Genomic DNA, 24,379 nt, shown 5'->3' with positions numbered 1-24,379 from the left:
TAAATAATAAGGTTTAATAACAACATGACTGCTGTACTGATTTTTGTAGCACTGGGCTATATTGGCGTGCTGTTTTGGCTTGCTAATTGGGGAGATAAAACAACACCACTGGCTAAACGGATTAGCCATCATCCTTTTGTGTATTCGTTATCGTTAGGGATTTATTGTACCTCGTGGACGTACTATGGGTCGGTTGGTACAGCTGCCACCAGCAGTTGGAGCTATTTGCCTATTTTACTGGGGCCCTCATTGTTGTTCGTTTTTGGCCAAGGTTTTTTACGCAAACTGGTATTAGTAAGCAAAAAACAAAACATTACCACCATTGCCGACTTTATTTCTGCGCGTTACGGTAAGCGCCAAACCAGTGCAATACTGGTCACTGTTATTGCTCTACTTGCTACCATTCCCTATATTGCACTGCAGTTAAAAGCACTTAGTACCAGCTTTTTGCTTTTGCAAAACAGCAATCAAATCTCTGGCGAAATGCTTACTCTCACCGCCACGTTAATTATGGCGCTGTTTGCAATATTTTTTGGTACCCGTAAGGTAGATGTTACCGAATACCGCTCTGGGCTCATGCTAGCAGTTGCCTTTGAGTCCATGATCAAACTCATCGCGCTTGTTGCCGTTGCTGGATTAGCTCTGTACACCTTATTTAATTTACCTAACCTTACGGGCGATAAAGTCACAGAGTCGATGTGGCATCATTGGGGCGACTTTAACTTTTTTAGTTTTAACTTTATTGGCCAGTCACTTATGGCTGCCGCGGCCATAATATGTTTACCACGGCAATTTCATGTCACCGTGGTAGATAACCAAGACAAACGCCATTTATTTACCGCTCGCTGGGCTTTTCCGCTGTATTTATTACTCACCGCCGCAATGATAATTCCTATTGCTACTGCCGCAATTCACCCCAGCATTGGTAGTAGCTTTTCACCCGACAGCTTTGTATTAGCGCTTCCACTTATTCACGACCAAGCTTTTTTAAGCACCTTTGTGTTTATTGGCGGGCTAAGCGCAGCCACTGCTATGATAGTCGTAGCTACACTTACCCTCAGCACCATGATCTCTAACGATGTAGTGCTGTCGCTTATGCTACGCCGTAAATTTAAGCGCAACTTAATTACCAGCAGTTATAAATCGCAAATTTTATTAGTCAGGCGCTTTACCATAGCTGGCATTTTAATATTGGCTTACTTTTATCAGCAATGGTTTGGGCACGGCAGCGCGCTTGCAAGTATGGGGCTGGTGGCGTTTTCATTAGTAACGCAGCTGCTCCCAGCTATTGTAGGCGGACTTTACTGGCGTAAAGGGCATGCTTATGGTGTATATGCGGGTTTACTTGCAGGGTTTATTTGTTGGGTACTATTTTTAATGATGCCAATTTTAGACGCCGGCAACGCCCTTAATAGCGAGCTTCAGCAAACACTTATTACACGCGGCACGCTCATTGCCTTATTTGCTAACATTGGTTGTTATATTAGCTTTTCGTTAGGGGCAGAGGAGCGCTTGATAGACAAAATTCAAGCAGCTGCGTTTGTTAACCCTAAAGATCAGGCTATTTTATCGCGCCGTTTAAACAAAAATGTTAAAGCCACGGTTTACGACTTTAAAATACTGCTGCAAACCTTTTTAGGTATTCAACGCAGCCAACAAGTACTGGCGCACTTTTCACTTTCGCACCAGCTAAGTGACAATAATGCCCACCCCGAACCCGAATTTATAGCCTACTGCGAACGTGCGCTAACTGGGGTGTTAGGGGCATCTTCGGCGCAGGCACTAATCCGTACGGTTTCATCGGGTAAGCGTATGGCCTTTGAAGAGGTGGTTAACTTTTTTGACGAAACCACACAAGCATTGCAGTTTAACCAAAACCTGTTGTATACCTCGCTCGAAAATTTAAGCCATGGTATTTCGGTGGTCGATAAAGACTTAAAACTCGTAGCATGGAATAAACGCTACAGCCAAATGTTTTGCTACCCAGATGGCTTTTTAGAAGTGGGGCAACCCATTGAAGATATAATTAGATACAACGCAGTACGCGGTGAATGTGGCCCTGGCGAAATAGAGCGCCAAGTAGAAAAACGCGTTCAGCATTTAAAAAATGGCAGCTCGCATCACTTTATTCGCCACCGCCGTAACGGCCAAGTATACGAAATGATAGGCAACCCTCTACCCGATGGCGGTTTTGTAACAAGCTTTTCTGATATTACAAACCATATAAGTACGCAAAATGCGCTTGAAGAAATTAATATGGATCTTGAAAACCGCATTGAAGCGCGAACTCAAGAAGTTCAAACTATCAATAAAGACTTACAAGCTCAAATAGATAGCCGAGTAAAAACAGAGCAAGCACTTACTTTAGCTAAGCGCGAAGCAGAGCAAGCTAACGATAGTAAAACACGATTTTTAGCATTAGCAAGTCATGATATTTTACAGCCCCTTAACGCGGCGCGTTTGTACCTTGCAGCCATTGATGAAACACAACTTGATACCACTAACCAAAATAGTTTTAATAAGCTTGGCCACAGTTTAGACTCAACCGTGCATTTAATGTCGGCTTTACTAGAAATAGCCAAGTTAGAGCAAGGCGCAATGACCCCTACCCCACGCCACTTTTGTATAAACGATATACTTATGCCACTGCAAAGCGAGTACGCTATTTTATCAAGCGATAAAGGCTTAAAGCTTACGGTGCGTTCAAATGCACAAATTGTGCATAGCGACATTACCTATTTGCGCCGAATTATACAAAACTTGGTATCTAATGCGGTTAAATACACCGAAAAAGGGCGAGTTTTAATAGCGTGCAGAAACCGTAAACATAATTTACGTATAGAAGTATGGGACACGGGCCCTGGCATTAGCGAAATAGAACAAGCTAAAATATTTAACGACTTTTACCGTATAGAAGCCGGTGATAACAAAGGCGTAGGTTTAGGGCTAGGCGTTGTAAAACGTATGGCCGATTTACTGAGCTTAGAGCTAGATGTGCACTCTGAGCCTGGTAAAGGCAGCCGCTTTAGTATTGAAGTGCCTTATGGTGATACGCAGTTTGTACAACAAAAAGTTAAGGCCAACAGCTTGGTAGAGAACCGCGCTGCAATTAATATTATAGCCGTTGACGATGACCCCGAAAACCTAGCTGCAATGGCTAGCCTACTTAAAAAGTGGCAAGCCAATTACACCTTATTTGACGATGTAGATAAAGTGCTTGAGCACGCCAAACAGCACACGGCTCCCGATGTAATTTTAATGGATTATCAACTAGGTAATGAGTGCGATGGCATATCTTTGATAAAAACACTTCGCAAAACATGGCAAAGCGAAGTCCCTGCCATACTGATTACCGCAGTACGCGACACAGAGCTTAAACAAGAAACCAAAGCCGCTAATATTCATTATTTAAGTAAGCCTATTAAGCCAGGTAAGCTAAAAGCACTGCTTAATCACAGTACTTAGGCTGAGCTCAAAAGTGTAAAACAAAAGCCCAACAAATTGCTGGGCTTTTGTTTATAGCTTATAGCTACAATTATGCTTGTTTTACGCGGCTTCTGAGTTTTTGAAATAACCAGCTCAGCCCCACTAACGAAAGCCCTAAGCCAATAAACGAGAGCGCCTTTAACAGCCCTGTTAAATTTGCCATATCAATTAAAAACACTTTAACAATAACAGCCGCGAGTAACCCTAAACCTATTTTTTGAATGAGTAATTTGTTTTTAAGGTGCCCTAATATAACTGTACCTGCGCCCAGGGTTAGCCAAATAACAGAGTAGCTATATAGCTCTGCATTACTTGCCCCTTTTGAGAGGTAAATATAAGGCCCTTGCCAGTATTGGCGAATAAAACTGTTAATAGCGATTAAGCCAAGTATGCCAGCGGCTGCAAGTATAAATGGCGCTACCTTAACGTTAATAGGTTTAATAAGCGTATATAGCCAAATCGTTAAACCCGCAGGAACTAACCAAAGTAAAAATAGCCAATTAAATACAATAATTTCACCAATATAAATAGCACTTAAAAATGGGTTGGCGTTTACTAAGGTGCTCAGTGCCGTAATACCCGCAGCGCCAGCTAATGCCATGCCTGCCACTTGGTATAATTTAGCTAAGCTACCAGCAATACGAGCTCGGTGTAAATATACACAACCCAGTGCAAGCCAATTACAGGTGAGTAAAGCTTGTTCGTAAAAGCTTAAAGAGCCAAACTGCGGATAATGCCCCACCAGTTGATAGCTGGTTTCGGTGGTAATAAATAACGCTAAGCAATGCAGCGCTGCGCCTTCTAGCCAAACTTTTAACTGGGATGCGCTAAAGCATTTGGCTGCCGCGTAAAATAACATCACGCACAAAGGATAAACGACTAAACTCCAGTGCACACCCAATACACTAAGCGCCTCGTAACTTGGGGTCCACGGTGACAATGTAAGGCGAAGTAATAATGCAGCCACCAGCGCTTTAATTGGCCAATGTGGCATAGGCACGCGATAGCGGTTTATTAACACGCTAATAAGTAAAACCTGAATCGCCAATGCAATGGTTAACCCGCTGTCATTTAATAACATAGTGATAGCAAGTGTGATGTTGGCATTTGCTCCCACCCAATATGTAAAGCGCTGAAAAAGCGTCGCGCCACCCATTGCGCACTTAATTAAAATGGCGCTACTTGTAAGTAGTATCACTGCCCACAACGGATAGGCTGCGGCCAAGGCATGGTTTGGGATGATAGCGTATAAGGTGGCAATCATTATAAATACACTAAACGAAGCAGTAATATGAAAAGCCAAGCGTTTAGGCGTCCACTTTATACCAAAATAAAGTCCATATGCGCTCAGTGCTAAACCTAAAAATAAAGCGCTCCCATATGGGTGTTTAAAAATAAATAAAGAGTCTGAAAAATCAATATAATATGACGGCGTGCTTAGTAGTATTAGTGCAGCAATAATTAACGCTGCCCCCTGCCATAAATCCCAGCGGCTATTTTTAATTACTAAAAACAGTAAGGTTAATATGCCCAATGCATTTATTATTTGCCATTGAAGGTAGTTATCACTATCAAAAAGCATAGCTATTAGCAAAGGGACAATACAGGCAAGCATTAGAGGGTGACTAGGGAGTGCGTTTATCAGGCGTTTTAAACTATGTGGGCGCGTTTCAACCACCGCTAGTTTTAACCCTAAGCGCGGTACGGCAATTAAACCAATAACACTTAATAGCCCATACGTGCCCATAAGCCAAATGGTGCTGCTGTTAGCTATGGTAAAGCCAACAATATACCAGCCTAAATGCCCCGCCCACAGCAGATACCACAACCATGCTCGCTGTACTTTATGTGCCACCAACGCCGCTGATAAGCTAATAAAACCAATATACATATACAGCGCAAATAAATTATTGCTGCCAGTATTGACCAGTACGGGAACACAATAAGCACCAATAATGCCTAGTACGGCTAATACCGGGCCAAGCATTATTGCCATAGCGCTCGCACTTATGGCAATAACCCCTAGTACAACAAAGGCTGACAAGGGGCTGATGAGACTATAGCTACTATACGCTAATAAGGTCAGTGCAAAGCACGTAATAAATCCCCCTGTGGCAAGTGCTGCAGGTATATAGTTATTAAACCCTTCGAATACACTATTTTTGTAATGCATATAAGCCGCGGCTGCAATTAAGCCACCACCAAATAGACCGCCCAAGGTTAAACGCATCGTAGGAGAGAGTAGCCCAGCTTCTAAACTGTACTTTGCTAAAAATATACCGCCTAACGCCAATGCTATTGCGCCTATCCAGGTCATCCAATTTTGTTCAAAGTCGCTACGCAATTTTTCAAAAAGAGAAGTAAAAAGTGAGGGAGTGAGATTTTTACTGCCTAGCTTATGGTTACTTTCAGAAACATTAGCGGGAGGCTTTATTGATGAAGCTGGTGTTTTTACCTGCTCACGAGGCTGATTTGACTGCTTAGGTTGATTAGGACTAACTTGATTAAAAGTCGGCTCATTGCTATTGGCTTGAGCCGTGTCCGCATGCTGGGCTGTGGAGAAATCGACGCTTTTATCTTCGCCTTCATTGTGGCTTAGCTTGTTATTAGCTAGTTCTAAACTGAGTACTTTTGCTTTTAATTGAGCAATTTCTTGCTTTAAGTTACTTAGTTGTGCAATTGCTATAATACCGCAAACTGCACCGGCCATTATTGCAAATGCAAATAAACCTACTATTCCTAAAAACTCATCCATGGCACGCTCTTTTTATTTATTTTGTAATGAGTGTACCTAAAACTCTTTAAGTTTACGTAAGTTTTTGTTCAAAAAAAGCCCTAAACAATAATGCTTAGGGCTTTTACTTTCTAGAACGTGTTACATGTTACTTAGTCTACACTGTCTGTAATTGTGCGCGTTACACTCATTTTAAAGCCAGAGCTTGTTGTCTCATCGTGCTCTAAAATTAAGATGTAGTTACCTTCTTCGGTAAAATCTATATCACTTTGTTGAATTAACACTATTTGTTGGCCGTTATCTTCATATACGGCATACACAGTGTAAGCTTCATCATCTACGTCAATTTCTTCTTGGTCGTATCTATCTAAGCCATCAATTACATTGGTGGCGTCATCAACGGTTTCGCCATTTAAGGTAAAGTACACGTCAACTTCACTTACGGTTTGCCCAGCGTAGCTTTCAATTAGGTTAATAACCGAAATTGTATGGCTGTAGCTACTCGGTGTTAGGTTTTCCTCAACGCTCATCATACGTAAACCATTATCGATGTCGTTGTAGAAAACGCCTACCGCACTTTGCTCGCGCTCTAAGGTCATTAAAAAGTTATCGGCAAGCTTGGTGCCTTCCTCATCATACATTGCAACGCTGTAACTATTCGGCGAAAGCTCAACGTAATCGGTGTAGGTATCACTTGCTACTGTATTTGTATTGTTGACTGTGGTGCCACGAGTTGTGCTAAAGCTAACTGGCGAGTAATCGTCAACGGTATTTATAAAGCGCAGCTGCCCAAGCGCTGATTGATGTTTTAGTGCTGTAACGTAGTTATTGTCAGTCACAATATCAAGCGTGATACCATTTTCTTCTGTTGCATAGCTTGGGCGGATCATGGCTACGTAGCTTTCTTCATCATAAAAATAAACCGACTCTGACTCGTACACTACATCTGTACTACCTGCCTCAGTGATATAAATTGTATAGTAGCCCTCATCAAGGGTTTGTAAATCTAGCTCACTTAAGTACTGTGTTGATGTAAATAGTTCAGCACTTTCAAATACACCGTCATCGGTTGCTAGGTAAACATCGTAACTGATATCTTCGCTGGTGATATTGTAAAAACCTAAATTAAACTCATCTGTATCGCTTGAAATGGGTACACTTAACTCTGTGAACGTCGGCTCATCAAAGTTACCACTCATAACAATAAGTTCGGTTTTATCACCTTTGATTGATACTTCTTGTTCGCTAATTGTAATGTAGCTATCGTTTGCATCTAAGTATTCAAAACTTAAATCGTAAGTACCGGTGCTGTAATTATGACGCGTGGTTACATCTGCAAAGTCGGTGCCCGAGCGCTCTGTTTCATCTACAAATAAACGCGTATATGGGCTGTTATATGAGCCGTTATATAATTGTACGTAGCCTGTATCACTTGAGCCGTCGCTGCCGCCACAACCAACTAAAATAGACATTAAACTTAGAGGTAAAGCAGCTTTCAACAGAGAGTTGGTCATTAAAGTTTCCTTATTATTAAAATCACTATTATGACGTCTTTGCTGCATTTTAATTTCATAGTTTACAAAGTATTACCCTCGCTGACAGTTCTTTACGAAAACGTTTAAAAGTGTAATAAATGTGCAAATAATAAGGATATTTGTGTAGAAAGCTTAAGGGGCTATTTTATATTGATCTCGGCCATTATTTTTAGCAACGTATAAAGCCATGTCTGCCCGCTTCATTACCTTGTCGTGGGGCTCGTTAGCGCTTTGCAGCGCCATACCAATACTTACGGTAAGCTGTTTGACCTGTTTAACTTTAATATTGTGTGCAATGTCTATTAGTTGCCCACAAAATTCAGCCGCTTGGCTTATATTACCGGTAGGCAAATAGCCGCCAAACTCCTCACCGCCTAAACGAGCAAATACTGCATTATTAACAAATGCACTATTATACTTAGTAGCTAACTGCTGTAGCACTAAGTCACCCTCATCATGGCCAAACTCATCATTAATAGCCTTAAAATGATCAATATCTATAATTAAAATAACGTAAGGCGTACTAGGGGCAGTTTTAACATGTCGATAAAAATAGCGTCTATTATGTACTTGTGTAAGATCGTCCGTTATCAACTCGTGCGCTAAACGGTTATGTATACTTTGTACAAAACGCATGGTCTTAAATAATCCATAGGCGGTAAAAAGCATTCCCATGGTTCTGCATAAGTCTTCAAAATAAACACTCATCCAATAAGGCTGCACAACTAATTCATCTATTACATCAGCCGTTGTACCCATACTCCATAGCAATAAACCTAAAGTAGAAAACACGTACGCTTGTTTTGAAAGCTCAGAGCATTGCACTATCCAAAATAAAAATACGAGCACGATGAGATTGCAAAAATCGGTAGTAAAACCATACACATTGTTTTGCACGTTTAAAGGGGGGAAAGTATTTAAAGCATAAAGCGAGAAGGTAATGATATAAAGCAATAATGCTATACTTACCGCTTTATTTACCCAACTCATTTTATAAAAGTTTGATAATCTAACAGTAAGTTTTACAGTTTCAATCATATGCTGTAGTTATTTGGTGCGTTATTAACAAACTATAGCATATAAGAAAAAACCGTTATGAAAGTGTACTTTAAAGTATTTGTTGCTTTGGTCCTTTAGCATAAAAATGACCTGAGACTTAAGCCAAGCAATGCAAAAAAATACACAGCTCAACTATAGAACTGCAGCTTTGGTATCAAGCCGCAGTTATGGCGTAGTGTAGTTAACTTTAAAGTTTAAAAGCTATATTAGGGTGCTTATACCCCACAATGCCAATACTAAAATAGTAATAGCAATCATCGCTTTAGTTTTATGTTTACTGATTATTTGCTCAGCTTTATTACCTGCGTAATAAACCACTATTGCTAATCCAAAATAGCGAATTGAACGAGCAATACCAGAAGCGAGTAAAAACAACCAGATGGAATATTTAGTAGCGCCTGCTGCAAGCATTGCTATTTGAAACGGTATGGGCACAATGCCCAGCGTCATTACAAACCAAAACCCTTGATTTTGCATTTGCTGCTTCACATTTTCAAACTGCTCCTGGCTCGAAAACATTTCAATAACCCAGTCACCTATCGCGTCAAATAAATAATAACCCAGTGCATAACCAAATAAAGCACCAATAATACAGCCTAATGTCGCCATAAGGGCGATTAACCACAGCTTCTCACGACGCGCTTGCATAAGCGGAACAAGCACAGCCTCAAGCGGGATAGGCACTATCGTGGACTCTAAAAACGACGCCACCGTAATGCCTGTAAGCATGTGCTTTGAGTCAATAAAGTGTCGTGTTTTTTCTTTTAGCTTTTTTTGAATAGCCATGTAAATCCCTTAATAAGTTGCCACTTTACTCAGAGTGTATAGTAAAGAATATTAAGGTAGGCTTAAGTATAAAAAAAGCCCGTTAAAGACGGGCTCTTCTTAAATAGCATAAGTTAATTAAATAGTTGAGTTGTAAACATCAAACTGCATTTGCATAACTCTAGACTGTTCACCTTCAACTAAGGCAATAACACGGGTTTCTCGACCTTGTAGCTCTGGCGGAATTTTTTTAGTTTCAATAAACGTTTGTTGTGAAATTTGATCTTCGTTCACATTAAGCGCAAGCAGTGCTGACTTGACTGTTTCAATACGTTTTAACGCTAACTTTCGGTTGTATTCTAGTGATCCCTTTTTACTCGTATCCCCAATCAAAATAACACTCAATAATGGTGAGTTTTCAATAGAGCGGGCAAACTCAGCTACTTTTTGCTTTGCATCAGTAGTAAGTACATGCTTATCAAATTCAAAGTTAATTACCACACCACGTGTTGTACTTATGTTTTTCTCAAGCGCACAACCGTCGTTATCGGTAACTGCTTTAAGGGGCGTATCTGCACATTTATCGCGCTCGTTAATAATCCCGTCTTGGTCTTGATCAAGCAAATCATTAGACTGTAACTTTTGCTCGTACGGCCCAGGCTCTGTCGCACAGGCAGTTAAAAGTAAAGCGGCACTTAATAAAGCTATTTTTTTCATTATTATCTATCTCCAAGCTGCCAAGCATCTGGCTTATCTACTTTTAAGGCACTCACTAAACGACCCGTTGCATTAATTAGTCTGTAACTTGCAATACGTTGATCATACGCTGATTCAATATAGTTTCTTCTTGCAGTAAACAACTCAATTTGCGAATCAAGAACATCTAATAGTGAACGCCGCCCTAAGCCAAATTGTCTTTCGTAACCTTGTTGTGCCACTTCAGCATAACCAACGTTTTCCTGATAAAACTTCTTTTGCTCGTCTAAAAACACATAAGCATTCCACGCAAAGCTAGTAGCCTCTTTGACCTGTCTGTGGGTTGAATCTTTTACTGCTACAGCTTCTTGATAGCGCCATTTTGCGGCATCTGTATTTGCATTTGTTTTACCGCCGCTGTACAAATCGTAACTCATAGTTAGCATTATACGACCATTGTCATCTCGCCCAGGTGATCCTGATATATTTCGGTTATCTGCAACATCAAGCTCTAAACTCACTTTAGGCCAGTAACCGCTTTTTTCACGTTGTATTTGCTTATTCGCCGCTTGAATATCATAAATAGCCGCAGCTATTTCAGGGTGAGAACTTTTTGCAATTCTCATCGCTTCCTCTAAAGAGCTAGGTATAAAATGCGCATCTGCTTTAGGAATAACAAGGTCTTCGGGGTACTTGCCGACTAGATCATAGTAATTTGCTTGTATATCTAATAAGTTGTTTTTAGCCGCTAAGTAGCCAGACTGTGATGTTGCCAAACGCGATTGCACTTGAGCTACATCGGCATCACTTGATAAACCACGCTGATGACGCTGCTCTATATCACTTAAAATCTTTTTATGTATTTCGATATTTTTTTCAGACAGCTCAATTAATTCAATTGCTTTAAGTAAATCTAAATACACTTGCACAACTTCAAGGCTGATGTTTTCTGCCTCAGAAATTAAACCAAGCTGATCGGCCCGCGCTTCATTATCTAAACGCGCTACCTCTGAAGAGGTGCTAAAACCATCGAACAGCATTTGTGTTATTTTTAAGCCCAGTTCACGGCGGTCAAGCTCAGTATCAAATTCGCTACCAGATTTATAATTAACGTGCTCATAACCATAGGCTGCATATAAACGTATTTGTGGTAAATATTCACTAAATGCACTACGTTTGTCACGATACTTAGCCTCAAAGCTCGCATATTTTTGCATTAAGCGAGGGTTTGTATTTAATGTTTCTGCTACCGATTGCTCTAACGTAAGAGCACTTGCATACCCCGGTGTCAAAGCTAAAACAGAGAGTAATCCTATAATTCGCATTTAATATTCCTATTATGGTTCACGCATGGCATTCGCCTTTGCTCTTAGCAAAGGTTTTAACCAGTAATCTAAAACAGTTTTTTTCCCAGTAATTATATCTACCTGAGTTTGCATACCCGGTATGATAGGCTGCTGAGCAATCTGACTTACGGTGGTTTTTATAAAAGCTTGGTAATAAGCGGTGCCATCTTCTAAATATTGCGCATCCGCACTAATGTATGTGACCTCACCTTCTAAACCTCCGTATATAACAAAATCATATGCAGTAAATTTTACCTTTGCAGGCATACCCACTCTTATAAAGCCAATGTCCTTAGGCTGTACTTTAGTGTCAATTAAGAGCTGATCATTTTGAGGGACAATCTCCATCATAACTTCACCAGGGTCGATGACACTGCCGATAGAACGCGAGACTATATTTTTAACCGTTCCTCTTACAGGCGCTCTTACCTGTGCTTTTAACAGCCTGTCCTCAAGCGCTTTACTACTTTGTGAAATTTTGGCCAGTTCATTACTCACTTCATCTAACTGATTTTGTGTATCAGCTAAATAATCAAATACAATCGCTTTGCGTTCTTCAAGTACCTGGCTTTTGGCTGCTCTAAGCTGCTGTAGCAGTGCCGTAGCTTGGTTTAGTTCACCTTTCATTGCAATTTCATCGCGTTGTAATTTAACCAGTTCCATTTCAGCAACGGCTCCGGCATCTACTGCGCTTTGCGTTAACTCTACCTCTCTGCTGGTAAGTTTTAAGCTTTGCTTTAACGCTGAAATATTAGCCAGTTGTTCATTACTTGCCTGCTCTTGTTGCAATAAGCTTTGCGTACGCTGCTGTAGTTGTGACTCGAGCTGAGTTAAACGAGATGTGTAAGTGTTATAGGCTTGCCTATATACCTCTGGCGACACGCCTTTTCGTGGTATTTCTAGGCGCTGAATTGTGGCTCCAAAACTACTTTTATCATCAAGTTCAACACTTTTAAGCTCTGTTAACAGGCGGTTACGCCTTGCGAGTAAAGACTCTCGCTCTTGGCTTGATTCTGCAAAAGCGGCCGCAAAGCGAGTTTCGTCAATTAAAAGCAATGGGTCGCCCACTTCAACTAACTGTCCCTCATGTACAAGTACTTCTTTTAATATGCCACCGTCGAGGTTTTCTATTGTTTGTACACGCTGAACAGGAATAACAGTGCCTTGTCCAATAATTACCTCTTCTAGCTTAGCAAACTTGGCCCACAAAACGACTGATAACAGCAAAATAAAAACAATAATAACCAACCGCTTAGCTTGCTTTGCAGCTTGCAGCTGCCCCATATATAAATCAGCCATTATTTAGACACGCTCCCACTATTGGCATTACTTACTCGCGTCACTTTTTTACTCACCAGTTTTACGCCGCCCGATACTTTTTCGCTAAATAATGATTTGGGGGTTTCTATACTCGTTAATCGACCATGGTCAATAACAAAAATCCTGTCACATATTGAGAGCATCTCTTTGCGGTGGCTAGAAATAACAAGCGTTTCTGTACGCTCTTTTAAAGTTTTAATTAATAGTTTTTCATGCCCTTCATCCATAGCTGAGGAAGGCTCATCTAATAGGAGTAATGAATTATCACTTTGTAATATTGCGCGAGCAATGCAAACAGCTTGTCGTTGTCCTCCAGATAAAAATCGGCCGAATTCGCCTACTTGCGTTTCAAGTCCCGACTCTAAGCGATCAATAAAGCGACTCACACCTGATTGCACAAGCGCTTTTGTCAGCTCCGTTGGGTTGATGTTTTGAGCGCCTAACGTGATATTCTCAAGCACAGTGCCATAAAATAGGCTTGGGCTTTGTGCTACCCAGCCGCTTTGTCTACGTAACGCACTTAAAGACCAGTGTTTTATGTCAATGTCATCTATTAATAATTGCCCAGACGTTGCTCTGTATTGACCTGCAATAATAGCCAGTAAGGTAGACTTACCGGACCCTGCTCGTCCATACAAACCAATTTTTTCACCTTTTTTGATATCAAAATTAATATTGTGAATAGCTTCAAGTTCTTGCTCATGGTACTGAAAACTTAAATAACGCGCTGTAATATTGCCATTTAAAGAAGCATCAATTGTACTTTCGCCACTTTGCTGCTCTTGCTCTAATGCCATTATATTTTTAACTGACTCAATAGCTGTTTGCGTTTGTTTGTACTTTAAAACAAGCCCAGCCAACGAAGATATAGACCCAGATGCTCGACCACTTAACATAACAATAGCAATCAGTGCGCCCATACTAATGTCACCATTACTTATTAAGTAAACACCAAATACAATTAAGCCTATGCTAGTAAATTGACTTAAGCTTGCCACGGTATGTGTAAGCGTTGTAGCACTATGGCGAGATTTGTTTTGCCAATCAACCATTTGAGCGAGTGTTTGCTCAAGCTTTTGCTGCGCATTTGCCTGGCCGTTCATCTGTTTTAATTCAACAAGTTGGTTTAAGTTTTCAATTAAATACGCTTGGCGCTGAGTTGATAACTTAGAGGCCTGCTCTACGCTTTCATTTAATTTAGCTTGTAATACAATACTTGTAATAATAACAATGCTGAGCACAGCAACAGGGATGAGTACAATCAATCCCCCAAGCCAAAATATCAATGCTAAAAACAATAAGGTGAAAGGTAAATCAATAACAGAAACCAATGTGGCAGAAGTAATAAATTCCCTTACACTGTCAAAGTCTTGCACTTGTTTGGCGTAGGCACCTGCAGAGGCTGGGCGTTGCTCAAGCCTCATACCCAACACCTTAGCGTACAACATACTACTGATACGTAAATCTATTTGTCTACCGGCGGCATCAGTTAAATGCCCTCTTGCTTGCTTTAACAACCAGTCAAAAATAATCGCTATTGTGGCACCCGTTGCTAATACCCATAAGGTATCTAACGCTGCATTGGGTACAACACGGTCATACACATTCATAGTAAATAGTGGCACTACTAATGCGAGTAAATTTACCGTTAGTGACGCCAATAATAATGAGTTATAAAATGGTTTTACCTGCTCCCAAGCAGGTCTTAGCCAACCGGGGATACGGGTATGGAGTTTTTCTGAACGCTCATCGGTTACATCTTCGTGAGAGAGATACCAAATTAACTCTTTATCAATATCAGTTAACTGCTTTGGTTCCGCTCCATCTTGCGAGCTAAATGTACTTTGTCCCTTACTCTCAAAAAACCAAAAATAGCCATCTTTATCGAGTACCAAAGCAGGATAAGCATAATGCTTAGGCGCAGTTTGCTGCTGAGCACTGACATTAATATTACTCAATGCTTGTTCTAAATGATGAGCCGAAAACTCATTGCTAGGCAAACCAAGTAACAAGTTATCGCTTTGATGGCGTAAATGCAGGGCATCAGCAATGTGCTTGCCAAGTAGCTGCATTTGTTCTCGTTTTAAATTTAACTTCATACGTTTTGATCGCCATCTAGGCTTTCATTCATACTTTGAGCGAAAGCAGTGTCGCTGCCACTTGAGCCCTCACTATATGATTGAGCTTGAGCGCCGCTTGAGCTTGAAGTGTTACTTGCTGAAGCTGAAATTGTCACATCCACCTCTTCGGTGGGAGCTTGTTGAGTCTCACCGTTAAGTGTAGAAAACGCATTAAGTGTTAGCGTGAAGCTATCACCAGCGTCGGCATCAATAATTTCTAAGGCTTCAATATCAGTAATATCAACAGTCCATGTATCACCGATTTTTTCACCAAAATTAAAGCTGTACCCATCTGGTAAACCTGTAATTTCAATATAGCCCGTTTCATCTGCCGCAGGGTTTTGCAAATCTACATCTAGGTTTAAGGCGATATTATTAGTTGAATTACTTGTAACATCATTTGCAGCAGTCCATACAGGCGCATCAGCTTGAGGTTCTAACTCAATAATAAATTCTGATGATTGTGTCTCACCCACACTTGTTACTGTTTCACCATTAATTTGTGCGGTATCAACAGTTGCAACATCAACACTCATGTTTAATGTTCCAAAGGCAAGGCCACCGGCATTAAAGTCAAAGTTTTCGATTGAGTTACTGTCACTGGTAATTGTTGCACTAAAGCCGCCATTACCATCGCTAGTAAAGAACACAGTTTCACTTCCTACTGTGATAAACGCTTCACCGTCTACAAACTGCAAGACTGAATCATCTGAATCTGCGGCTATATTCACCGTTAACTGAATTGTCTCCGTACCATCCGCTTCTTCACTAAAGGCCTCTAAGTCAATAGTTAGGGTGTCATCTTCTTGTCCATCGTAGCTTTCAAACGGCTTTTTAGAAAAATCCAATGCATCGGCTTCTGGGTTTACAACAACCATAAACGAGGCTGAAGTCTGTACTATTTCACCTGGTGATTCATCCTGAGTTAGCGCATTTAGGGTTAATTCAAATTCACCACTAAAATCAAGTGGCGGTACAATAATCAAACCAGCTAATTGCTCAGCAGTAACAGTCCAGCTTGTGGTGTCTTCACCATTAAAGGTGCCACCATCTTTACCATTATTAACAAGTAAATTACCATCAGCATCTTTTAGTACGGCATCTTTTGGTACGCCAGAGATAGTAATTGAAATAGTTTCTGAGCCGTCATTATCTTTTAGCAGTGCACTTAAGCCCGTTAATGCTATATCAGTATCTTCGCTACCTTGTGCATCTGCTACTGTTAATACTGCTTCGTCAGTCACTGCCTCCACTGCAATACTAATTGTATTAGTAACTTGCGTTGTATCTGTGGCAGTACCTGTACTTAATTGTGCAGTATCAACAATGGTTGCCGTTATTTGAATATCTATGTCAGTACCAGATTGATCTTCAATTGGCTCAACCCCAATACTTGCCAGTGCAGCAGCAAACTCTGCCTCTGTACCGTTATATGTGTACGTGTTATCGCCGTTATCGGTAAACTTGCTATCAGGGTCATACAATCCAACGCCATCCGGTAAGGTAATAATAATTGGCTGAGAAAAATCAACTTCTTCAACCCCGCCATTTTGCTCTGGGTTTGACTCATCATCTACTTGGTTTAAATCGGTTAAAGCTAATGTTAAGCCAAGTGCTGTGGTACGGTTATCTTCCTTAATTTTGCTAATAGCAGCACTGAACTCACCACCATCAGCGACTGGGGTCACATCTATTTCTAAAGATTGCGTGTCATCAATATATTCATCGCCACTATCATCATCTACCGCAATGATCGTTACCGGAATAATTAACTGCCCTGAATAGTCATCACCAGCACTGGTAAAGCTTAAATTACCAAGTGATCCTTCAGGAATAATATACTCAGCAACTTCACCGTCATCACCTGGAATTGCGATAACACCATCACCTTCAATAATAAGACCTTCAGGTAAGTTATCTGCACTTATGTAAACAGTAACGGTATCGTTTTCATCGTCAGTTAAACTGGTATTAATATGCCCTGTAAAATCAACTGCTTCATCTTCTACTGCATCTACCACCGAAATTTGTAACTGCCCTACTTCAGAAGCCTCTGACGTACTACCGTCTCCTTCAACAGTAAAGTTAACGGTAAAGTTGTCACTTAGTAATACCGCATGGCTGCCATCGGCTACGCGCGCTTTAACAGTAACCTCTATATCACCTGTAGAGTTTTGTGCTTCTAAGGTTACATCAGCAAGTAAGTCATTAATTACATCTGTTACTGTGTCACTTGTGCCTGCATCAATAGGTATAATCCACCGGCCAGAGCCATCTGGGTACGCACCATTTGGATGAAGCACCTCTATATTTACGCCATCAGGGAGTATTATCTCTATGTGAGTAATAACCTCAGAGCCATCAACATCTTCTTCAGTAAAGCTAACAGCCCCCGATAGGCTTAGTGTTCTGCTTGAGCTAGTTATTGTGTCATCCGTTGCTTCAAGACGGGTAACAGCACCACTGTTATCGCGCTCAGCACTACTTTGGGTATCAACCTGTCCATTAACAGTGACTGTAACTTGACTACTAATATCCTCGCTCACACTGCCTACATTAGAGGTATCGGTCACCGTGTAAAGTACATCAACAGTTAGCGTGCCAGAGAAATCCTCATCAGGCAGCAAACGCACTCTATCGCTGGCTAAAACATCCTCAAGCGTTGGGTATTCGTCATTAATTAAATCAGCTAAATCAAACCCACTACCTGCGCTCACTTCGCTGCCATCAACGTACAAGGTAGTGTTTGCTGGTATACCTGTAATTACAGCACCTGTTATTGTTTCTGACCCGTCGCTGTCGATTAAATCTGGGTTAAAGTTAAGCGCAATACGTGTATCTTCATTGCCTTCAGACGTTGTTGCTAGGCTTTGCGAATTATTGTCAATTGTTGGATTAAAGTTTGTAGTTACAGCAATGTTGTAATCAGCAGTATCACCATCAGCCTCTGTCGGGACTACTTTAATATTAAAGTTAACTTCACCACTAAAGTCATCAACAGGCGCTAAATAGTAATTTTCCATCTCTGCGGCCGTTAAGCTATACATTGGCTTGCCATTAGCATCAGTACCAACAATTGATAAATTAGCAGGGTCGCCGTTTACATCTACTAGCATTACCGAGTCTGGTAAGTCAGAAATAACTAAACTAATTGCTTCTGACTGATCCACATCAGAGGTCACAATTAAGAAATCTAAACGTAGATTAGTATCTTCTATGCCTTGAGTATTTTGCAGCGTAAAGTTGTTTTCATCTACTGTAGCAAAGGTCCAGTTATCATTGCTGTTTTCTTCATCAAGCTCTGGTGGGTCTATTTTACCTATAACCGTAAGTTGTAAAGTATCAGGCTGTGTACGTGCTTCTTCACCAGTGCTGGTTTCTGTTGCTATGGCTGTAACCGTAATATCAAATGTAGCATCGGTTGCACGGCTGGCATCTTCTTTTTGTTTTAAGAATATGTTCCCTGCTTGCAGCTCTACATCACTTACAAGCCAATTGCCATCTGCATCTTGAGTTAACACATCTCCATTTTCGTCTACCAGCTCAAAACCTTCTGGCAATATAACTTCAAAACTAAGCGTTTCGGAGCCGTCTTGGTCAACCAGTAAACCACTAAATAAGTCTATAGCAGGGGTGAGCGAATCTTCATCTACGGTTTGGTTACGCACAAATAAGCGAGGCTCATCAGCAACAGGGGTTATTTCAACCGTTACCGTTTGCGTACTTGATGATGCACTATCGTTGTTTTCAGCTTCTGTTGCTACAGCAGTAATATCAAAAGTAAACGTGCCCGCTACATGCTCTTCGCCAACTACAGTTAAGCTTTGTGCCTCTGCTGCGGTTATTTCATCACCGTTTGATAGCGTACGGCCATTGGCTGTAACAATTAGGCCCTCTTGTATATTATTGATTATATAAGTGAGTGTTTCTGAGCCATCTGTATCTTGCAGTGTAGCGCCAATATTAATAGCAGCTTCGGTATCTTCTGCAGTTGTGTAACTGTAATCGTTTGTGTTATCCCAATCAGGGGTGTCGGCCACTGATATAACACTTACTGCTTGAGTGGCGTTGTATTCACGATTGCCATTATCAGTCGTTACTGTTGCATCAATAGTCAGGTTTACCGTTTGAGTTTGGTTTGAGCTATCGGCAAGCGGTTCAAATATTAAAGCGCCGTTTATAGTTGCTACGCCATTAGCATCAATACTTAACTGGCTGCCACTTAGTACATAATAACCATCAGTAGCTGTTAGCTCACTGCCATTTAATAATAACTTTCCACCTTGTAAAGAACTTTCTTCAATACGTATTTGAGTAACCGTTTCATTTTGGTCAATATCGCCTGGGTTTACGGTAACAGTAATTGTAGAAGAGCCATCTTCATTGGCATCTGTTGCAGTGGTGGTCATCTCACCAATGTCATCACTTGTAGTCAGTGATAAATCTGCTGTCGCTGTATCACCGTCAGTATCTGTTACAACATAAGTGATTGTGTCAACAAAATCATTAGCTGATGAGCCAAATGTAGTGGTGGTAATTGTTACGCTACCATCTGAATTAATTGTAGCAGTACCGTAATCTTCATCACCATCATTTAAAGCGAATGTATCGCCCACATTTCTAACCACATCGTTATAAGTAATGCTTGTTACCGTCGCCCCATCAGCTCCCCCTTCAAGGTTAGCTAATAAATCGATTGTAACGGTTTCCCCTTCCGTCAATGCTTTACTTGCACCAGGTAAGCTTGGGATGTCATCAGTTACTGTGGCAACAACAACACTTTGTGAATTTGATATATCCCCGTCGGCATCTACCGCTACTAAATCGATTATTACATCAAGAGTGTTTTCTCCATTGCCCGCTTCGTGGTCTAAGGCTTTGAATTGCTCATACTCAAAGGTTCCATCAGCATTAAACCTAACGCGGAAAACTGTTTCAGCTGCCCCGCTTTCGCCTGTTGGTGCTGTTGCTAAATACCAGCCATTATCGTCAGCTGTATTTGATAGCGTAACGTCTTCACCTGAAGAGGTGTAACCAGAAAAACTAAAGTTGTCAGCTAGTTTCACTTCAACAACTTCATCTGAGCCTGACGTAACACTAATATTGCCCTCGGTTTTAATTGAGTCGTTATTACGCAAGCCTTCTTCGTCAACCACAGGAGCGCTGTCGCCTGAAGTTGTGACACTCGGTGACTGACCATCTTCTACGTTTACTGCTAATGCACTTTGTTCTCTAGTGCCATCGGCATCAGTTGAAATAATAGGTACGTTAATAGCAAGCGCTGTTTCTTGTGAATCTAAATGATCAATAGCCCCTACGATTTCAAAGACAATGTTGTAACTTTCAGAGGTGCCTGCAGCTACATCCACATCAGTTGGAAGAGTTACCGTAAATACAGTAACGCCATTAACTACACCGTTTGCGGTACCATCCTCATTAACTTGCCATGTAATCGGCTCACCGTTTTGGGTAAGAGCATTGCCATTGCTATCAAGTACCGCCTCACCTGAAGCTACATTCATACTAAGTGATTTAACAGCCTCACCGCCAGCCGTAATAGTAATGCTCTGTGTATCTGATTGACCAGTACTGCCTGTTTCTGGGCTTTCTGCGACATTGAACGTAGGTGAGGTTTGCGTTGCATTAGCACTATCTGTAACGTTTACAGTAATATTTTCCTCATCAATATCGCCATCTTGATCTTGCAATTCAATTGCAAGGTTAAAGCTACTATTGCCGTTATTATCAATAGGGCGAATAAGCTCAATGGTATATTGTAAGTTTTCTTGGCTGCTTGTGCTGTTTGTGATCTCAGGTAAAGTTGCAATAAATACAGGGTTATTTATATCACCTGTATGTGCTGTAAGCGTTAAGCCATCTTCACTTAAAGTATATTGAATATCCTCACCACCAGAGGTTAGTGCAGGTTGCGAGCCAGTTACAGCAAAGGTTAACGACGCAAAGCTATCACTGCCAATAACAGTATCTAATGTACCGTTAAATGTATCTGAGCCGGACGCTAAACCTGACTCATCAAGGTTTGCAGAGTCTATATTGGCAAGCTGTGGTCCTGTGCCATCTACAATGGTTATGGTTACATTGCCATTACCGCTAATTACCGTACCATCACTATCCTCACCATTAACAGAAAGCGCAAAGTCTATATTTTCTCCATCAGGATTATCAAGCGGTAAGCTTACTGTTGTTTGAACCCTAGCATCTAAATCTTTACCATTGGCATCTTGCGTTGCACTTACGCTAAAGCGGATAACTTCGTTACCATTTGCAGAACCCGTAATTGTTTTTCCGTCTTCGCTTAATGCAAAAGTAATAGCTACACCAGCACTTGTTAAGTTTAACGCATTTAAGTTTGCGATAGTGTCATCAAAGGTGATTGAATCAGCAACTAGTGCATCAGAGCCTGCCACAACAGCAAAGGATTTATTATTTGTTGTTGTAACGCCATAATCACTTTCTGTATAAGTAGCAGCTTGATTTGTAAAGCTGCCCGCACTGCCATCTTGTACTGTAAATGTGGCTGTACTTGATGAACTACCAACACCGTCGCGATCTTCTATTGTGTATTCAATCGTAAACTGTGGTGAAGGAGTTGAGTCTCGATTATCAAGCGCGTTAAAGCTCCATGTGCCATCGCTGTTAACCGTTAATGTACCTTCATCGGTTACTATCGTGGCTGGTGTACTTGTTGTTACACCATAATCAGTGCCATTAAATGTTACACTTGTAACGGTTGGTGCGCCTTCAACTACACTGTCGTTTGTGACTAAGCTACCTGTTGATACTCTACCCGCATCAGTGTCGGCTTCTGTAACTGTAAAGCTGTCGTCACTACTTTGTGGGGCAGAGTCGATAATAGTCACGGCTGTTGGTACAACGACTAGTTCGGTTGTGCCATCGGTATCTGTTTGTAGTGCATCTACAAAAATATCAGTAAGTAAACTATCACTTTCACTTTCGTGATCAATAGGTGCATGTAACGTAGTAGTAAGTTCTCCACCTTCAAGCGACACACTTAACACTAAGTTACCTTGCGAGTCTTTTACCTCTAAAGATAAACCATCGCTTGCTAAGGTAACCGAAACAGGGTTGCCGTCTACCGTTAAGCCTTCAAGACCTGATTGATTTGTACTTAATGTAAGCTCTGCGTTATCTATTTCTATTGAACTAGTCGCTGAGCTTGTGCCACCATTTGCAGTATTACTTTCATTTAATGATTGGCTATCAAGCGCATCGAGTATTGGCGTGCTGTCTTGCGCGGTATTACCTGCTGAGTCTGTAACAGAGGCAACAATAGTCCACTGTTGCTCATCATCAAGCGCAGACGCAGACACATCAATATCATTAACGTTCCAAGTTCCATCATTTGCGACTGCAGCAGTCACTACTTCACTGTTAATACCATCAAAAATAGTGAGCGTGACTGTAGAGCCAGGTTCTGCATCAGTTGTACCGTTTAGCGTGGTTACTTCACCCGCTTTAAAGGCTCTACTGTTAATGCCGTTTTCACCAGTATCAATATCAATATTAATGGTGGCGTCTTTGGCGAAGGTGGTTGAGTTTGTGGCTAAATTGCCCTCAACGTCTAATGCGCTAACACTTGCTGTAATTTCACCATCGGCAAGCGTTGTTATGTTTGCTGTATTAACTTGCCATTTTCCATCTGCGTCAATAGCGACGTTTTCAACCGTTACTTTTTTACCGTCTTTATCGGTAAATATTACGGTGGCTGTTTGGTTTTCATCGGCTTCATCAATTACACCGCTTACTACTACATTACTTTGCTCATCGCTATTAACTACGTCATAGCCCGCTGCCATTGTAATGGTAGTAGTTGCTGTTTTATCGTGTGTGGCTGTGTCTGTATTCGTGGCTGTGTTACCGGCTACATCACTGACTGTGGCTGTGGCAGTTAATGTGCCATCGTCAAGCGCTGATACGTCTGCACCTGTGATTGTGTAAGCATTATTAGTAACGGTGGCTTCAAAGCTGCGCTCATTACCGGCTGCATCTTTTACTACAACAGTGACCGTTTGATTGTCTTCAACACCCGTTGTGGTACCTGTAATTTCAACGCTTGTATTTTCACTATTGCCATTAATTACGTTGTCGTCTGTATCGTTTATATCGACTGTTATTGCAACTGTAGTGTCTTTAGTAAAGCTGGTTTCGTTTGTGGCTAAATTGCCCTCAACGTCTAATGCGCTAACGCTTGCTGTAATTACACCATCAGCAAGCGCTGTTATGTCTACTGCATCAACTTGCCATTTTCCATCTTCGTCAATAGCGACGTTTTCAACCGTGACTTCCTTACCGTTCTCATCGGTAAATACCACGGTCGCTTTTTCGTTAGCATCAGCCTCTTCTATTACGCCACTTACAACTACATTACCTTGCTCTGCGCTATTAATAACAGCGTCATCGCCTGTTGCAACATCAATGCTGGTTAGGGCTGTTTTATCATGTGTCACTGTATCTGTATCTGTTGCGTTATTTCCTGCTATATCACTTACCGTAGCTGTGGCGCTGAGCGTACCATCATCTAGGCTACTGGCATCAATCGGATCGGTAACGTATTCGCCGTTTTGCACAAGCGCCGTGGTTTCAACTTGGTTTGTGCCATCGCTGATGATCACCGTCACGGTTTGACCGTCTTCCACATCGCTCACCGTCCCACGCACGACCATGGCGGCGCTTTCGCCGCTGCCATTAATCACGCCATCGGCTGTTTTATCAATGCTGGTTGTAATCGCTGCGGTATTATCAAGTTCAACTGTATCCTCAGCTGTAACAGGGTTACCTGCCACATCGGATACGCTGGCTGTGGCGGAGAGCGTGCCGTCATTTAATGCGCTTGCGTCAATCGGATCGGTAACGTATTCGCCGTTTTGTACAAGCGCCGTGGTTTCAACTTGGTTTGTACCATCACTGATGATCACTGTCACAGTTTGACCGTCTTCCACATCGCTCACCGTGCCACGCACGACCATGGCGGCGCTTTCGCCGTTACCATTAATCACGCCGTCGGCGGTTTTATCAATGCTGGTTGTAATAACTGCGGTGTTATCAAGTTCTACGCTATCTTGCGCGTTTACAGGGTTACCTGCCACATCGGATACGCTGGCTGTGGCGGTGAGTGTGCCGTCATTTAATGCGCTTGCATCAATTGGATCGGTGACGTATTCGCCGTTTTGTACAAGTGCCGTGGTTTCAACTTGGTTTGTACCATCGCTGATAATAACAGTAACAGTTTGACCGTCTTCCACATCGCTCACAGTACCACGCACGACCATGGCGGCG

The 24,379-nt window shown here is 41.5% G+C and carries 10 protein-coding genes; 1 reads left to right on the top strand and 9 read right to left on the bottom strand.

Going from position 1 to position 24,379, the window contains the following annotated elements; translation table 11 throughout:
* Nucleotides 1-24 precede the first annotated feature (24 nt).
* Complete coding sequence (locus tag CWC16_RS16865) at nucleotides 25-3,465, top strand: PAS domain-containing hybrid sensor histidine kinase/response regulator (protein ID WP_138542351.1); 3,441 nt, start codon at nucleotides 25-27, stop codon at nucleotides 3,463-3,465.
* Nucleotides 3,466-3,535: 70 nt separating this feature from the next.
* Here CWC16_RS16865 and CWC16_RS16860 read toward each other — a convergent pair whose 3' ends face one another.
* The 9 genes from CWC16_RS16860 to CWC16_RS16820 form a co-directional block, all read right to left on the bottom strand.
* Entirely contained in the window at nucleotides 3,536-6,241 is a 2,706-nt protein-coding gene (locus CWC16_RS16860) for a DUF2339 domain-containing protein (protein ID WP_138542350.1), read from the bottom strand.
* A 131-nt stretch (nucleotides 6,242-6,372) separates the two neighbouring features.
* A complete protein-coding gene (locus CWC16_RS16855) occupies nucleotides 6,373-7,734 on the bottom strand; it encodes a hypothetical protein (RefSeq protein ID WP_138542349.1) in 1,362 nt (453 codons plus the stop codon).
* A 153-nt stretch (nucleotides 7,735-7,887) separates the two neighbouring features.
* Nucleotides 7,888-8,745 carry a GGDEF domain-containing protein gene (locus CWC16_RS16850; protein ID WP_249929298.1) on the bottom strand — a complete coding sequence of 286 codons (858 nt, stop codon included), beginning with the start codon at nucleotides 8,743-8,745 and terminating at the stop codon, nucleotides 7,888-7,890.
* 270 nt (nucleotides 8,746-9,015) lie between these two features.
* Nucleotides 9,016-9,600 carry a YqaA family protein gene (locus CWC16_RS16845; RefSeq protein ID WP_138542347.1) on the bottom strand — a complete coding sequence of 195 codons (585 nt, stop codon included), beginning with the start codon at nucleotides 9,598-9,600 and terminating at the stop codon, nucleotides 9,016-9,018.
* A gap of 117 nt (nucleotides 9,601-9,717) precedes the next feature.
* Nucleotides 9,718-10,296: an OmpA family protein gene (locus CWC16_RS16840; RefSeq protein ID WP_138542346.1), complete on the bottom strand. Its 579-nt coding sequence runs from the start codon at nucleotides 10,294-10,296 to the stop codon at nucleotides 9,718-9,720.
* Nucleotides 10,297-10,298: 2 nt separating this feature from the next.
* Nucleotides 10,299-11,600 (bottom strand): TolC family outer membrane protein, encoded by a 1,302-nt coding sequence (locus CWC16_RS16835; protein ID WP_138542345.1) that lies wholly within the window; start codon nucleotides 11,598-11,600, stop codon nucleotides 10,299-10,301.
* A 12-nt stretch (nucleotides 11,601-11,612) separates the two neighbouring features.
* Nucleotides 11,613-12,920 (bottom strand): HlyD family type I secretion periplasmic adaptor subunit, encoded by a 1,308-nt coding sequence (locus CWC16_RS16830; protein ID WP_138542344.1) that lies wholly within the window; start codon nucleotides 12,918-12,920, stop codon nucleotides 11,613-11,615.
* Nucleotides 12,920-15,040 carry an ATP-binding cassette domain-containing protein gene (locus CWC16_RS16825; protein WP_138542343.1) on the bottom strand — a complete coding sequence of 707 codons (2,121 nt, stop codon included), beginning with the start codon at nucleotides 15,038-15,040 and terminating at the stop codon, nucleotides 12,920-12,922. Before CWC16_RS16825 ends, CWC16_RS16830 begins: the two co-directional genes overlap by 1 nt.
* Nucleotides 15,037-24,354, bottom strand: a complete 9,318-nt coding sequence (locus CWC16_RS16820; protein ID WP_212747446.1) for a T1SS-143 repeat domain-containing protein — start codon at nucleotides 24,352-24,354, stop codon at nucleotides 15,037-15,039. The genes CWC16_RS16825 and CWC16_RS16820 overlap by 4 nt, the downstream gene beginning before the upstream one ends.
* Nucleotides 24,355-24,379: the final 25 nt, after the last annotated feature.

It is taken from the genome of Pseudoalteromonas sp. S3776 (genome assembly GCF_005886915.1).
Classification (GTDB): domain Bacteria; phylum Pseudomonadota; class Gammaproteobacteria; order Enterobacterales; family Alteromonadaceae; genus Pseudoalteromonas.
This window is presented reverse-complemented; position numbering and strand designations above follow the sequence as displayed.

Excerpts from the sequence above, each read along its gene's own strand:
- CWC16_RS16865 (WP_138542351.1), top strand. The coding sequence starts at position 25 with ATGACTGCTGTACTGATTTTTGTAGCACTGGGCTATATTGGCGTGCTG.
- CWC16_RS16860 (WP_138542350.1), bottom strand. The coding sequence starts at position 6,241 with ATGGATGAGTTTTTAGGAATAGTAGGTTTATTTGCATTTGCAATAATG.
- CWC16_RS16855 (WP_138542349.1), bottom strand. The coding sequence starts at position 7,734 with ATGACCAACTCTCTGTTGAAAGCTGCTTTACCTCTAAGTTTAATGTCT.
- CWC16_RS16850 (WP_249929298.1), bottom strand. The coding sequence starts at position 8,745 with ATGAGTTGGGTAAATAAAGCGGTAAGTATAGCATTATTGCTTTATATC.
- CWC16_RS16845 (WP_138542347.1), bottom strand. The coding sequence starts at position 9,600 with ATGGCTATTCAAAAAAAGCTAAAAGAAAAAACACGACACTTTATTGAC.
- CWC16_RS16840 (WP_138542346.1), bottom strand. The coding sequence starts at position 10,296 with ATGAAAAAAATAGCTTTATTAAGTGCCGCTTTACTTTTAACTGCCTGT.
- CWC16_RS16835 (WP_138542345.1), bottom strand. The coding sequence starts at position 11,600 with ATGCGAATTATAGGATTACTCTCTGTTTTAGCTTTGACACCGGGGTAT.
- CWC16_RS16830 (WP_138542344.1), bottom strand. The coding sequence starts at position 12,920 with ATGGCTGATTTATATATGGGGCAGCTGCAAGCTGCAAAGCAAGCTAAG.
- CWC16_RS16825 (WP_138542343.1), bottom strand. The coding sequence starts at position 15,040 with ATGAAGTTAAATTTAAAACGAGAACAAATGCAGCTACTTGGCAAGCAC.